This is a genomic window from Pseudomonas sp. GM17 (genome assembly GCF_000282175.2).
Lineage (GTDB): Bacteria > Pseudomonadota > Gammaproteobacteria > Pseudomonadales > Pseudomonadaceae > Aquipseudomonas > Aquipseudomonas chlororaphis.
Map to the genome: position 1 here is coordinate 2,281,350 of NZ_CP124732.1, position 12,672 is coordinate 2,294,021.

Genomic DNA, 12,672 nt, shown 5'->3' on the forward strand with positions numbered 1-12,672 from the left:
GCCTTAGCGGGCCTGGCCGAGGGTCTTGGCCATGGCTTCGCCCGCCAGGGCATGGACTTTGCGGGTCGGGTGCCATTCATCCCAATAGAAATATTCGTCTGGATGGGCGCACGCCGGCTTCACCTCGGGATAGGTCGGCTGGCACGGTCGGTCGAGCTGGGCCAGGCCATGCTCGGCAGGCCGGCGGCGCAGTTGATCGCTGAAGGCGATGTGGTCGAAGTAGGTGATTTTTACATTGAGCTTTTTGCTCTCGGCCACCAGCAGCGACGGCAGTTGCCGTTCAAGTATCCGTTGATAGCGCAGCGCCTGTTCGCTCTGCCCGCTGGCCACCACCGCCGGGGCATGGCGCAGGTCGGTGCTGCCGACCACCAGGAAATGCCTGGCGCCGGCCTTGGCCAGACGACTGACGGCATTCTGGATATGGTCGATGCTGCTGGTGGCCAGTTCGTCGATCGGCTCCTTGTGGCCGAAGTCGGCATGCTCGAAAAAATCGTTGGCGCTGATGAAGATGAAGTACAGCGCGCGAGGGTCGGCCTGGCCTTTGGTGTTGGCCAGGTAGTCGTCGATCTGCCCGCTCACTCCTGTGTCGCGGTACGCAGTCATCCAGGCGTAGTAATTGTTCTGCCCGCTTTTCGCGCCGCCAACGGCGTGGTCGGTGAGGGGCAACCGCAGGCTTTTGGCAAGCACTTCCACGGCGGTCGGGCCGTTGCTCCAGCGGCCTTGCCAATACAGCTCGCCGGGCAGCTGCTGGGCGTCCTTGAACTGCTGGGCGAGCATGTCCCGGGTCAAGCGGTCGCTGGCGCCGTTGTCGGAGTAACTGTCGCCGAAGGCGTAGAGACGATCGAACGACGGGCCGGCCAGGCAGTTGCCGGCGGCCAACGAAAGTGCGAGCAAGGGAGCGAGCAGGATCTGGCGCATGGGCGGTCTCTACGGTGAAAGGCGAGGGCTCATCGTAGAAGTTTCGAGCGTTGCCGATGCGTCGAATGCGACCTGGGCTTAGCCGTACTCGTCCGCGCGTGCCTGTGGGCGACCTGTACGACTAAAGTTTCATCGCGGCGATCGGGCGAGCAGGGCCTCGACCTTTTGCCGGAACGCCTCCAGCGCGGCCTGTTCCTCGGCGCTGTATTGCCTGGCGCTTTCATCCAGCGCGCAGACGGTGCCGAACACCTCACCATCGGCATCACGCACCGGGTAACCCAGGTAGTTGCTCAGGCCGAATTCGACCTCGTCCTCGTTGCCTGCCCACTCGGCTTCCAGGCGCGAATCCTTGACGTACAGCGGCTGGCCGCTGTCCACCACGCGCTCGCAATACAGCGCCTGGCCGTTGTGCGCGAGGCTGCTTTTCTGGCCCTGGGCACCAATCGGATAAGTATCCTCATGCCGCCCGCCCGAGGCTTCGACCTGCATGTGCTGGGGCAGCGAACGCATGATCAGGATCGAGCTGACGCCCAGTTGCCTGGCCAGGGCGTCGATATCGGCCTGCAGCGAGTCGAACAACGGAGAAGACTTGGCCACCTGGGCCTCCTGTCTGTTTAACCTGGGGAGGGCCGACTATAACGGGGCGGGTGGGGCAACTTTAAATACCGAATGGGTCCTTGCTTATATTCGTTTGCAGTTCGTTGCCGAGGCAGCGCAGGGGGACAAAAGAATCGGCCACGCCGGGCCGATTCTTCTTTTGCGCGAGCGCTAGCCGGTCCAGCGTTGAGCGGCCACCAACAGCCTTATTGGCTATTCACGTGCTTCGGTCAGGGCGGCGTGTTCAGTCTTGCTGCAAAACCTTCAGTGCAGCCGAAGCGAGAAACCCCGAGCGGCTCTTGGCTTCCGGGTGATGTAGCACGTATTCGTCGATGCGGTTCAGCAAGTAGCCGGGCAGGGTGATGTTGAGCTTCTGCGCCTTGCCCAGGTACTTGGTGACATCGATGTCGATCAGCGCCCAGGTGCAGCCTGCGTACTGAGGGTTGGCTGCGTGCAGGGTGACCTTGTTGGCGTGCGGGATGGGGGCACCGTCTTCGGCGAGAATCTCGAAGTGCCCTTCGATGGCTTCGCGGGCCATGGCCATGGCGTCGTCGAGGTCGTCACCGGCCGAGAAGCAGCCAGGAATGTCGGGGACTTCCACCCCCCAGGCGTGTTCGTCATCGCCCATTGAAATTGCAATCGGGTAAAGCATGTGCGGAACCTCCAGGGCGCGGTGAATCACCTTCACATGAGCAGCGCCTGTTTCAGAATGCTGATGGCGGTTTTTCTCAGCAGGTCCTTTTTGGGATGTGGCACTGTCACCAGCCCCGGTTTACTGGGATGCCTGAAATGATGGTGACTGCCTCTGACCCTGACCAGATACCAACCGTCTGCGACGATTTGGCCGATCAAATACCGACTGTTCACATCACCTCCTTGTGATGCTGGTGGTTACTATACCTACCAAAAAAATGTGTTCAATACCTGGCCCGCCCGACGGTCGTTGGCAGGGGAACTCCGCAGGCTGAAGTGTAGAAAGAGCGAGTTTGGAACGCGGCGGATAAAAGCGCTGGCTGTGTTGCAGGATCCTTCTCGAACCGCGATATCTGCCGAAGTACTGGCCAAGCTGATTGCGTTGAGGACCGACAGGAGTACTCGATGGTCATCTTTGAAGATGAGCGAACCCGGCCGAGGCGTTGGAGGACAGCACGGGGCTATTCGGGGTTATTGCCATTTCCGCGCTCGTTTATCGTGGCCGCAGCTTAATAAAGCGCCCATAAAAAAACCGGTCACTCGAGGACCGGTTTTTTTGTTTCTGCATCCCGCGTCGGCAGGGCCTGACGCTGGACTCGAATGAAGTGGAGCGGGTGAAGGGAATCGAACCCTCGTTATCAGCTTGGGAAGCTGGAGTAATGCCATTATACGACACCCGCTCGGAGCGGCTGACTTTGTACCAGAAGTGCGCGCGGATTTGAAGTTTTTCTTTGCCGGACCTGTGTTTGCGAAGCGGCGGGAAATGCACGCAGGCACGCTTCTACGCCGTCATTGCGGCGACGGGGCGAAGACCGGCTTGCGGTCTATCGCGGGCAAGCTCGCTCCAGGGGCAGGGGACGAGTTGCTCGCGATGACGCCACTTCAGATAGCCAGGGCATGGTGGTCCTGCAGGTAGTGATAACGCGGACGACTGGTGTGCTGGGTCGGTTTGAGGAACCCCATCAGCGCGTTACGGCTGTCCCGGCAGGCGGCCTTGTGTTCCATGTCGAGGAAGTGCCCGGCGGCCTGGATGGTGCTGAACGTCGAGTGTCGGACATGGTTGCCGAACAGCCGGGCGTCATTGGCGGCGGTGTATTCGTCCCATTCACCGTTCATGAACAGCACCGGTACCTCGATGTTCTTCGCCGCTTTCAAGTAGCACTGGCGGTCGCTGTTGAGGACATGGCTGATGTGAAAGTGCATCTGCCCGTATTCATGCTCGGCCAGGGTGCTGACGTGGCGATAGTTGAAACGCTTGAACAGCGACGGCAGGTGCTTGCCGATGGTCTCGTTGACCAGGTGTCCGACACGGTCTCGGTCCAGGCTACCGAGGTAATCGACACCGCGTTCGAGGTAGTCGCGCATCGGCTCGTTGATCACTGGCGAGAACGAGCTGATCACCGCCTTTTCAATGCGCCGCGGGCGTTGTGCCAGGGCGAGCAGCGTCGGCGCGCCACCCCAGGAGAACGACATCACGTGCTCGGCGGCGAAGTGGTCGATCAGCTCCAGCAGGATCAGCCCCTCGACTTCCTTGGTGAGCATTTTCTCGTGCCTGTTGTGGGCTTTCGAACGACCGGCATAGGGCTGGTCGTAGAGCACCACATTGAATTGCGGATGCAGGTTCTTCACGGTCTGCGCAAAAGACGCGGTGGTGGCCATTGAGCCGTTGACCAGAATGATGGTCTTTTCTGCGGCATCTGCGCGATAGAACTCCGTGTAAACCCGATACTGACCTTGTATATCCAGCACAGCGATTTCTGGCCTCATGTCATAAGACTCCTGGCAAGCGGGTATGCGCGCAACCGAGGGTGCACGAGATTTGTGACAGGTAGGCATACGCCTGGAATTTTTTAGCCCATGTCGATCCGCACAGATGGTCGACGGGTGTTGTTATAGGCGGGCAATTTGCCGGACAACAGGAATGAGCACAGGCGGCTCGGACGGCAAAGGATTTCTTAGAAGTATGTTCGTGACTAATCGGTCACATTTCGGCCGACGGACTGATTCAAGCAGGGAGAACGCCGTCTCGCAAGTGCCGTTGGTAAATTGTTCGACAACTTCGGCTGAATGGTCATGGCATCGTTGATGGCTTACAGCGGCTACGGAAATTGTAGGCGCTCAGACCAGGCGGATTTCTTCATCGGTCAGCAGCCGGTACTCGCCGGGCGCCAGGTTTTCGTCGAGGGCCAGCGGTCCCATGCGCTCGCGGTGCAGGCGCAAGACCTTGTTGTCGAAATGGCCGAACATGCGTTTGACCTGGTGGTAGCGGCCTTCAACGATGCTCAGCCGCGCACATCGGGGGCCGAGGATCTGCAGCTCGGCGGGCAGGGTGGTGAGGTCCTCGAAAGCGAAGTGCAGGCCCCGGGCGAAGGTCTCGGCGTACTCCGGGCCTATGTCCTGTTCGGTCTCGACGTAGTAGCGCTTCGGCAGTTTGGTCTGCGGCTGGGTCAGGCGCCGCGACCAGTTGCCATCGTTGGTGAGGATCAGCAAACCGGTGGTGTTGTAGTCCAGGCGACCGGCGATGTGCAGCTCGTGCTTGTCCGGTTCGTCCAGCAGGTCGAGCACGGTGCGGTGTTCGGGATCGCGGGTGGCGCTGACGCAGCCCATGGGTTTGTGCAGCATGAAATAGCGCGGCGGCTTGCCGGCCTGCAGCACTTCGTCGTCGAGCTCGACCCGGCTGAACTCGCGCACCTCGGCATGGGGATCGCTGACCACCTGGCCGTCGATACGGATGCGCTTTGCCACCAGCAGCAGGCGCACCTGCTGGCGGTTGAAGCGGGGCAGGTTACTGAGGAAACGGTCAACGCGCATGGCTATCGGCAGGCTGGCAAAAGGCTGCGCATCTTACGGGATCGGCCGGGCGGCCGCTTGCAGTTGCGCATCGACCCGGGCACAGCGCGGGCATAGGCAGGCGCGATCGCGCAGCTCCGGCGGCAGGGCTTCGAGCACCGCCGGGTCGATGCTCACGCTGTAGCACCAGCAGGCCTGGTCGGCGGTACGCGGGTCGGCCAGGCTGCAGTCGTTGCGGGCGCCGCAGGCCGGGCAGAGGCTGGGGCTGTTCAGGGTCGGTTCATTCATAACGGGAGTGAGGCATTTCCACGCAGGTTCGGTTACGGCCGGTCTGCTTGGCACGGTACATCGCATGGTCGGCGCGCGATAGCAGGCTGTGCAGGGTATCGTCCGCCTGCAGCGTGGTCACGCCGATGCTGACGGTCAGCCGCATATTCTTGCCCTCGTAGGCGTAGCGCTGTTGCTCGATCAGCAGGCGGATTTTCTCGGCGATCTTCAGCGCCGTGGCGCTGTCGGTGTCCTTGAGCAGCACGATGAACTCTTCGCCGCCCCAACGGCAAACGATATCGGACTGGCGCAGGCAGCTTGCCAGGTGCCGGGCGAAGCCGCTCAACACCTGGTCGCCGGCGAGGTGGCCGTAGGTGTCGTTGAGGCGTTTGAAGTGGTCCAGGTCGAGCAGCAGGGCGGCCAGCGGCTTGGGCTCACGCTGGGCTTCGAGCATGGCCTGGGCGGCCAGCAAGTCGAAGCCGCGGCGGTTGGGCAGGCCGGTGAGGCTGTCGAGGGTGGCCTGGGTTTCGATCTTGCGCTGGAAACGTCTGACCACGCGGTTGAGCAGGGTCAGCACGATCAGGGTGATCGCCAGGCAGATCAGCAGGTTGAGGTACAGCGAGCGGCGGATATCGCCCAGGGCGCTGTCCTCGCGCTTGTCGACGAACAGGTACCAGTTCAGCTCGGGAATGAACCGCACATTGAGGAAGTGCCGCTGGTCTGGGGCGCTGTACTCGTAGTTGCCGCTGTGGGGCTTGGGCAGCCTGGCCTGCAGGTCGCGCAGGTTTTCCAGTTCGAACAGCAACTGTCCGGCCCGAGCGCCCTGCGGGCCGCCTTCGGCCCCGGTGAGGACGATCCGGCCCTGGGTATCGACGAAATACACGCTGCGCTGATAACGCTGCTGGTAGCGGTCGATCAGCTTGATCACTGCATCGACCTTGAGGCCGACACCGGCGGCGCCGATGAAGTTGTCCTGGTAGTCGTAGACCTTGTAGTTGATGAAAAACGTCAGGTTGTTCTGGTTGGCCTGGTCCGGATCGACGTTGATTTCATACGGGGTGGCCATGTCGCGGACCCGGAAATACCAGGCGTCGCGGGGGGTATCAGGAGCGATTTTCTTCAGCACGCCCTTGGCGTGGTAGTAGGTCAGGCTGCTGTTGGAGACGAAGAAGGCGGTGTAGGTGCCGTAGTGGGTCATCACCTCATTGAGGTAGCGGGTCATCTGCTCGGGATCGCGTTCGCCAGCCATCACCCAGTCGCGCATGAAGGTGTCGCGGGACATCATCGAAGAAATCAGGATCGGTCGTACCAGGTCTTTCTGGATCTCCGAATACACGGTGTCGGAGGTCAGCGGCAGCTCGGTGTTGACGATGTTGTCGCGGATCGAGGTTCGCGAGGCGTAATAGCTGAGCAAGGACGTGGCCATAAAACCGCCGCCCAGCAGCGCGATGAGCGTGATGATCAGCCAGCGTTGCGAATACAGCGGGGAGCTAAGCGGCATGGGCGACTCCGTGGCAGTGACCCGATGCAAGCATTCTAGTGGCCGCGCCGACGGGTAGCTGCGCCATTTGATCGCTCGCCAGCAATGGCACACAGCCCGCGAAAACCGGGCGTTTTCGGATCCAAAATCCTTGCCTGGCGACTTGTATCAAGGTGTAACCGAAATTGCACCAGACCCGGTTTTCGCGGTCAGATATTCCGTCAGCCAGAACATCCTTGGCTGCCGCCGGCCAGCGTCGCTGGCATGGCCCATCAGCGGTCCAGGAGGCCGCCATGTATCGTCGAATTCTTCTCACTGCGTTCCTGGGTTTGGCTCTTTCTGCCTGCGTTCCCTATTACGACTACGACGGAGGTTCCACTTACTACCGCTCTGAGGTCTATACGACGCCGGCGCCGGTCTACTACGGCGGTTCCTATTATTCTTCCGGTCGCGGCTATTACGCGCCGCGTTATTACCAACCAGCGCCACGGTACTACCAGCCCCGGTATTACCAACCGGCACCGCGTTACTACCAGTCGGCGCCGCGGGCCGTTTATCGCGCCTACCCGAACCGTGGCTGGGATGGCCACCGCCAGGGCTGGAACAACGACTATCGGCGCCATGACGGCCGCCGTGACTTTGACGGCCGGCGGGGTGGTCGAGACTGGAGCGATCGCGGTCGCGACGATCACCGCCGTGACCGCCATCACAACCGCTGATCTGCCTATAACAAACAAGCGGCGCCTGGAGCGCCGCTTTTTCATGGCTGGTTTTCAGAAATCCGACAGATCCGCCAAGGGGTGACGGCCTTCCCAGGCCTTGTGGAAATGCGCCTCGACCACGGCGTCGGGGATGCTGTTGATGTCCGGCCAGTGCCAGCGGGGCTTGTGGTCCTTGTCGATCAGGCGCGCCCGCACCCCTTCGCTGAATTCGGGATGCCGGCAGCAGTTCAGGCTCAGGGTGTATTCCATCTGGAACACCTGGGCCAGGGACAGGTGCCGGGCCTGCTGGATCTGTTCCCAGACCAGACAGGCGGTCAGCGGGCAGCCTTCGCTGAGGGTTTTCGCCGCCCGCGCCAGCAGGGCATCGGAGTGATTGTGCAACTGGCTGATGGCTCGCCAGGCACAGCGTACATCGCTGACGTCCAGCCACTCGTCGATCTGCTGGCGCCGTGGTAGCCACTGGGCTGCGGGCATTTGTTCGACGGCCTCCTGTTGCAGGGCCTTGAGCAGACTGTTGAGCTGCATCGGCGTCTGTTCCTGCCAGTTGAGCTGTAGCAGCCCGTCGATCAGCGCTTCTTGCTGGTCGTCTCGCAGGAAGCGGTCGGCCAGGTCCAGGTCGATGGCGTCGCGGCCGTTGATGTGCGCGCCGGTCAGGCCGAGGAACAGCCCGAGCTTGCCTGGCAGGCGCGAGAGGAACCAACTGGCGCCGACATCCGGGTATAGGCCGATGCTGATTTCCGGCATCGCCAGGCGGCTGCTCGGTGTGACGATACGAATGCTGGCGCCTTGCAGCAGGCCCATGCCGCCACCGAGCACATAGCCGTGGCCCCAGCAGATCAGCGGTTTCGGGTAGGTGTGCAGGCGGTAGTCGAGACGGTATTCCGCGGCGAAGAACTGCGCGGCCAGCGGCGGTACTTCGCCGGGGTGGGCCAGGCAGGCCTGGACCAGGCTGCGCACTTCGCCGCCGGCGCAAAAGGCCTTGGCGCCGTTGCCGCGCAACAGCACACAGACCACTTGCGGGTCCTTGGCCCAGGCTTCCAGGCGGTCGCTCAACAGATGGATCATTGGCAGGGACAAGGCGTTGAGGGAGTGTTCGGCATCCAGGCTGGCAATTGCGATGCGCGCGCCGTCGGTGCCGGTGAGTTCTTCGAAGTGCAGATTCATCGTGACCTCGATCGGGAATTTGAGCGTTCAGTATGATCGCTATAGGCGAAAGTGGCGGTTCTGCGTCAGATCAATTGACAAGCGTGGTGGGCTTTCCTAGGGTGCGCCCATTGATTTTACCGGGTGCAACCATGACCGATGACGACCGTATCAAACTCGAACCCAGCTGGAAGCAGGCGCTGCGTGCCGAATTCGACCAGCCTTATATGGCGGAGTTGCGCGAGTTCCTGCGTCAGGAACATGCCGCTGGCAAGGAGATCTACCCGCCGGGCCCGCTGATTTTCAATGCGCTGAATTCGACCCCGCTGGACAAGGTCAAGGTGGTGATCCTCGGCCAGGATCCTTACCACGGCCCGGGCCAGGCCCACGGCCTGTGCTTCTCGGTGCAGCCGGGCGTACCGGCGCCGCCGTCCCTGGTGAATATCTATAAAGAGCTCAAGCGCGACCTGAACATCGACATGCCCAACCACGGCTACCTGCAGAGCTGGGCCGACCAGGGCGTGCTGATGCTCAACACCACCATGACCGTGCAACGGGCCAACGCCGCTTCTCACGCGGGCAGGGGCTGGCAGCACTTCACCGACCGGATCATCGAAGTGGTGAGCGAGCACCAGCCGCACCTGGTGTTCCTGCTGTGGGGGGCCCATGCCCAGAGCAAGCAGAAGCTGATCGATGCCACCAAGCACCTGGTGCTGACCTCGGTGCACCCGTCGCCCCTGTCGGCCTACCGCGGCTTTATCGGTTGCGGGCATTTCAGCCGGACCAACAAGTACCTCGAGCAGAATGGCGAGACGCCGATCGAATGGCGGTTGCCGGCGGTTTGATGGGGGGGTGAAGGCCGTCATCGCGGGCAAGCCTCGCTCCTACAGAATCAACGCAAAACCCTGTAGCCGCTGCCGCAGGCTGCGATAGGTCCGAAGGACCTCGGCGACGCTGAACATCGCGCCCCCTTCGGGGTCGATCGCAGCCTGCGGCAGCGGCTACAGGGGACCGGCTTCAGTCCGGTTTCTTGTCCCAATGCCGGAACAGCGGCTCGGCCAGAAACAGCACGAACAGCAAGCGCATCACCTGCATCGCCGTCACCAGCGGCACCGACAGTTGCAGGGTCTCGGCCGTCAGGCTCATTTCCGCGATGCCGCCGGGCATCATGCCCAACGTCAGCGAACGCAAGTCCAGATGAGTCAAGGCGCTCAGGGCCACGGCCGCGAGGCTGGCGATCAGCATGGTCAGCGCCGTGCCGATCAGGGTGCGGCCCATGAATGAGGGCGCGCGACGGAAGAACTGGCGATTGAAGTGACAACCCAGGCCGCTGCCGATCAGCCACTGGCCAATCTGGCTGCCGCCGTCCGGCAGGCCGATATGCAGGTCCCAGCCGATACTGACCGCGGCGCTGACCAGCAGCGGCCCGAACAACCAGGGGTTGGGCTGGCGCAGGCGTTGCCAGAGCCAGGCGAGCAGGGCGCCCGCCGGAAACAATATGGCCAGCCAGCGCCAATCGACGCTGGCCGGATGCAGTTGGGGCACGCCTTCACCGAGCAGGTACTTGAAGGCCGCCGGTACACACAAGACCACCACCAGCACCCGCAGGCTCTGCCCGGCCGCCACGCGGCTGAGTACCGCGCCGTTGCGCGCGCCGAGGTTGACCATCTCGCCGGAGCCGCCCGGCATGCTGGAGAAGAAGGCGGTGGCCCGGTCCTCACCGGTGCGCCGTAGCAGCCAGACCCCGACCACGCTGGACAGGCTGGTGACCAGGGCACCGAAGAAGATCAGGCCGAAGTGGCTCATGACCTGTTCCATCACCACCGGTGTGAAGTGCAGGCCGATGCCGATCCCCACCACCCATTGCCCGCATTTGCGGCCGCCGGGAATTTCCCCCAATTGCCAGGGCGTCAGGCAGCGCACCAGGATGATCGCCAGCAACGAGCCGACCATCCACGGTAGCGGCCAGCCGATCTGGCTGGCGAGGTAACCGCCGGCCAGACCGACCAGGGGCGTACCCCACCACTGTTTGAAGCTGACCTCAGACATCGGCCACGGCGCGTTGCAGGGCCGAGCGCTTGCGCCAGATGCGGATCATCGGCATCAGCAGCATGATCACGGTCAGCACCCAGACGCCGACGGTGATCGGGCTGGACCAGAGGATTTCCATCGCGCCGTTGGAGATCGACAGTGCGCGACGCAGGTTCTGTTCCATCAACCCGCCGAGGATAAAGCCCAGCAATACTGGCGACAGCGGGAAATCCAGCTTGCGCAGGATGTAGCCGAAGATGCCGATGCCAACCATCAGGAACAGGTCGAAGGTGGTGGCGTGCACCGCGTAGACGCCGATCCCGGTGATGATTGCGATCACCGGCACCAAGGCCCAGTTCGGCACGGCAAGGATGCGGGTGAAGACGCGGATCATCGGAATGTTGAGGATCACCAGCATGATGTTGGCGATGAACAACGAGGCGATCAGGCCCCAGACGATGTCCGGCTGCTGCTGGAACAGCAGCGGACCCGGGGTGATGTTGTACAGCGACAGGGCGCCGATCATCACCGCGGTGGTGCCCGAACCCGGGACGCCAAGGGTCAGCATCGGTACCAGGGCGCCGCAGGCCGAGGCGCCGATCGCGGTTTCCGGTGCCGCCAGGCCGCGCTTGTCGCCCTGGCCGAACTTGCCGCTGGCGCCGGCGATGCGTTTTTCGGTCATGTAGGCCACGGCGCTGGCCAGGGTCGCGCCGGCACCCGGCAAGACGCCCATGATGAAGCCCAGCAGGCCGCAACGGATGTTCACCACGAACACCGACGCCGCTTCCTTGAAGTTGAACATCATGCGCCCGGTGGCTTTCACCGCTTCCTGGCCGCGATGGGTTTTTTCCAGCAGCAACAGGATTTCGCTGATGGAGAACAGGCCCAGTACCAGCACCACGAACTGGATACCGTCGGTGAGGTGGATGTTATCGCCGGTGAAGCGGTACACGCCGCTGTTGGCGTCGATGCCGACCGACGACAGGAACAGCCCGATCAGCGCGGCGATAAAGGTCTTGATCGGACGATCGCCGGCCATGCCGCCGAGGCAGACTATGGCGAACACCATCAGCACGAAGTACTCCGCCGGGCCGAAGGCGATCGCCCATTTCGCCAGCAGCGGGGCGAACATCACCATGCCGCAGGTGGCGATGAAGGCGCCGATGAACGAGCTCCAGGCCGACAGCGACAGAGCCACCCCGGCCAGGCCCTGGCGCGCCATCGGGTAGCCGTCGAGGGTGGTCATCACGGTGGAGGCTTCGCCCGGGATGTTCAGCAGGATCGAACTGATCCGGCCACCGTATTCGCAACCCAGGTAAACCGCCGCCAGCAGGATCAGCGCCGACTCCGGTGGCAGGCCGAGGGCGAAGGCGATCGGGATCAGCAGTGCCACGCCGTTGATCGGGCCCAGGCCCGGGAGCAGGCCGACCACGGTGCCGATCAGGGTGCCGGTCAGGGCGGTGACCAGGTTGTAGGGGCTCAGCGCGACGCCGAAACCCTGGCCCAAATAGCCAAGCGTATCCATATCAGTTCTCCAGAACGTCGAGCAGGCCCAGGGGCAGTGGCACGTCCATCACCCGGTCGAAGAGCACGTACAGACCAATGGCCATCAGCGTGGTGACCACGGCGCTGGGCACCCAGCGACCGCCGTACAGGCGCGCCATCGGAATGCCGATCAGGATGCTGCTGAGAATGAAACCCAGGGGTTCGAACAGACCGGCGAAGATCAGCAGCAGGAGCACACAGATGCTGATTTTGGTCAGGGTTTCACGGTCCAGTGGCGGCTCGTCTTCGCTGTGCTTGATCGGCGCCGGGCGAAACACCATGTACAGCAGCGCCAGGCCCATCAGGCCGAGCATCAGCAGGGGAAAGGCGCGCGGGCCGACCGGTTCGTAGGAAAAGGCGGCCTGGTAGGGCCAGGCCATCAGTGCCAGGCCCAGGCAGACCAGGAGCAGCAGCGAGGCGAAAAGGCGTTGTAAGAGCATGGGAAACTCCTGGGCCCCGCCCCCGAGAAAGGGGCAGGACCGCTAG

The 12,672-nt window shown here is 62.7% G+C and carries 14 protein-coding genes and 1 tRNA gene; 2 read left to right on the forward strand and 13 right to left on the reverse strand.

The window, feature by feature from the left end:
- Nucleotides 1-3: 3 nt before the first annotated feature.
- From PMI20_RS10305 to PMI20_RS10345, 9 genes are all read right to left on the reverse strand, one after another.
- Nucleotides 4-918, reverse strand: a complete 915-nt coding sequence (locus PMI20_RS10305) for an SGNH/GDSL hydrolase family protein (protein WP_007929418.1) — start codon at nucleotides 916-918, stop codon at nucleotides 4-6.
- A gap of 129 nt (nucleotides 919-1,047) precedes the next feature.
- Nucleotides 1,048-1,515: a GAF domain-containing protein gene (locus PMI20_RS10310; protein ID WP_007929417.1), complete on the reverse strand. Its 468-nt coding sequence runs from the start codon at nucleotides 1,513-1,515 to the stop codon at nucleotides 1,048-1,050.
- Nucleotides 1,516-1,759: 244 nt separating this feature from the next.
- The gene (locus PMI20_RS10315; RefSeq protein WP_007929416.1) at nucleotides 1,760-2,167 is read right to left on the reverse strand and encodes a type II toxin-antitoxin system HicB family antitoxin; all 408 of its coding nucleotides are present in this window, start codon (nucleotides 2,165-2,167) and stop codon (nucleotides 1,760-1,762) included.
- 32 nt (nucleotides 2,168-2,199) lie between these two features.
- Nucleotides 2,200-2,382 carry a type II toxin-antitoxin system HicA family toxin gene (locus tag PMI20_RS10320; protein WP_007929414.1) on the reverse strand — a complete coding sequence of 61 codons (183 nt, stop codon included), beginning with the start codon at nucleotides 2,380-2,382 and terminating at the stop codon, nucleotides 2,200-2,202.
- Between the two features lie 432 nt (nucleotides 2,383-2,814).
- A tRNA-Gly gene (locus PMI20_RS10325) sits at nucleotides 2,815-2,888 on the reverse strand.
- A gap of 202 nt (nucleotides 2,889-3,090) precedes the next feature.
- Nucleotides 3,091-3,975, reverse strand: a complete 885-nt coding sequence (locus PMI20_RS10330; RefSeq protein WP_007929412.1) for an alpha/beta fold hydrolase — start codon at nucleotides 3,973-3,975, stop codon at nucleotides 3,091-3,093.
- Nucleotides 3,976-4,326: 351 nt separating this feature from the next.
- The gene (locus PMI20_RS10335) at nucleotides 4,327-5,019 is read right to left on the reverse strand and encodes a pseudouridine synthase (RefSeq protein ID WP_007929410.1); all 693 of its coding nucleotides are present in this window, start codon (nucleotides 5,017-5,019) and stop codon (nucleotides 4,327-4,329) included.
- Nucleotides 5,020-5,052: 33 nt separating this feature from the next.
- On the reverse strand, nucleotides 5,053-5,271 hold the full coding sequence (locus PMI20_RS10340) for a cysteine-rich CWC family protein (RefSeq protein WP_274517825.1): 219 nt from the start codon (nucleotides 5,269-5,271) through the stop codon (nucleotides 5,053-5,055).
- Between the two features lie 7 nt (nucleotides 5,272-5,278).
- The gene (locus tag PMI20_RS10345) at nucleotides 5,279-6,766 is read right to left on the reverse strand and encodes a sensor domain-containing diguanylate cyclase (protein WP_007929401.1); all 1,488 of its coding nucleotides are present in this window, start codon (nucleotides 6,764-6,766) and stop codon (nucleotides 5,279-5,281) included.
- A gap of 272 nt (nucleotides 6,767-7,038) precedes the next feature.
- On the opposite strand from PMI20_RS10345, the gene PMI20_RS10350 reads away from it, so the two are divergent.
- A complete protein-coding gene (locus PMI20_RS10350) occupies nucleotides 7,039-7,464 on the forward strand; it encodes a hypothetical protein (RefSeq protein ID WP_007929400.1) in 426 nt (141 codons plus the stop codon).
- A gap of 54 nt (nucleotides 7,465-7,518) precedes the next feature.
- On the opposite strand, the gene dspII is transcribed toward PMI20_RS10350, so the two are convergent.
- On the reverse strand, nucleotides 7,519-8,631 hold the full coding sequence (gene dspII, locus PMI20_RS10355; RefSeq protein WP_007929399.1) for an enoyl-CoA hydratase/isomerase DspII: 1,113 nt from the start codon (nucleotides 8,629-8,631) through the stop codon (nucleotides 7,519-7,521).
- A gap of 131 nt (nucleotides 8,632-8,762) precedes the next feature.
- Here dspII and ung point away from each other — a divergent pair, with 131 nt between their 5' ends.
- Nucleotides 8,763-9,455, forward strand: a complete 693-nt coding sequence (gene ung / locus PMI20_RS10360) for a uracil-DNA glycosylase (RefSeq protein ID WP_007929398.1) — start codon at nucleotides 8,763-8,765, stop codon at nucleotides 9,453-9,455.
- Nucleotides 9,456-9,627: 172 nt separating this feature from the next.
- On the opposite strand, the gene PMI20_RS10365 is transcribed toward ung, so the two are convergent.
- Genes PMI20_RS10365 through PMI20_RS10375 form a run of 3 tightly spaced genes read right to left on the reverse strand, consistent with a single transcriptional unit; the run spans nucleotide 9,628 to nucleotide 12,626 of the window.
- Complete coding sequence (locus PMI20_RS10365) at nucleotides 9,628-10,659, reverse strand: AbrB family transcriptional regulator (RefSeq protein ID WP_007930211.1); 1,032 nt, start codon at nucleotides 10,657-10,659, stop codon at nucleotides 9,628-9,630.
- A complete protein-coding gene (locus PMI20_RS10370; protein WP_007930213.1) occupies nucleotides 10,652-12,166 on the reverse strand; it encodes a tripartite tricarboxylate transporter permease in 1,515 nt (504 codons plus the stop codon). Before PMI20_RS10370 ends, PMI20_RS10365 begins: the two co-directional genes overlap by 8 nt.
- A gap of 1 nt (nucleotide 12,167) precedes the next feature.
- The gene (locus PMI20_RS10375; protein WP_007930215.1) at nucleotides 12,168-12,626 is read right to left on the reverse strand and encodes a tripartite tricarboxylate transporter TctB family protein; all 459 of its coding nucleotides are present in this window, start codon (nucleotides 12,624-12,626) and stop codon (nucleotides 12,168-12,170) included.
- Nucleotides 12,627-12,672 lie beyond the last annotated feature (46 nt).

Coding starts and splice junctions, on each gene's coding strand:
- PMI20_RS10305 (WP_007929418.1), bottom strand. CDS start 918: ATGCGCCAGATCCTGCTCGCTCCCTTGCTCGCACTTTCGTTGGCCGCC.
- PMI20_RS10315 (WP_007929416.1), bottom strand. CDS start 2,167: ATGCTTTACCCGATTGCAATTTCAATGGGCGATGACGAACACGCCTGG.
- PMI20_RS10330 (WP_007929412.1), bottom strand. CDS start 3,975: ATGAGGCCAGAAATCGCTGTGCTGGATATACAAGGTCAGTATCGGGTT.
- PMI20_RS10335 (WP_007929410.1), bottom strand. CDS start 5,019: ATGCGCGTTGACCGTTTCCTCAGTAACCTGCCCCGCTTCAACCGCCAG.
- PMI20_RS10345 (WP_007929401.1), bottom strand. CDS start 6,766: ATGCCGCTTAGCTCCCCGCTGTATTCGCAACGCTGGCTGATCATCACG.
- PMI20_RS10350 (WP_007929400.1), top strand. CDS start 7,039: ATGTATCGTCGAATTCTTCTCACTGCGTTCCTGGGTTTGGCTCTTTCT.
- dspII (WP_007929399.1), bottom strand. CDS start 8,631: ATGAATCTGCACTTCGAAGAACTCACCGGCACCGACGGCGCGCGCATC.
- ung (WP_007929398.1), top strand. CDS start 8,763: ATGACCGATGACGACCGTATCAAACTCGAACCCAGCTGGAAGCAGGCG.
- PMI20_RS10365 (WP_007930211.1), bottom strand. CDS start 10,659: ATGTCTGAGGTCAGCTTCAAACAGTGGTGGGGTACGCCCCTGGTCGGT.
- PMI20_RS10370 (WP_007930213.1), bottom strand. CDS start 12,166: ATGGATACGCTTGGCTATTTGGGCCAGGGTTTCGGCGTCGCGCTGAGC.
- PMI20_RS10375 (WP_007930215.1), bottom strand. CDS start 12,626: ATGCTCTTACAACGCCTTTTCGCCTCGCTGCTGCTCCTGGTCTGCCTG.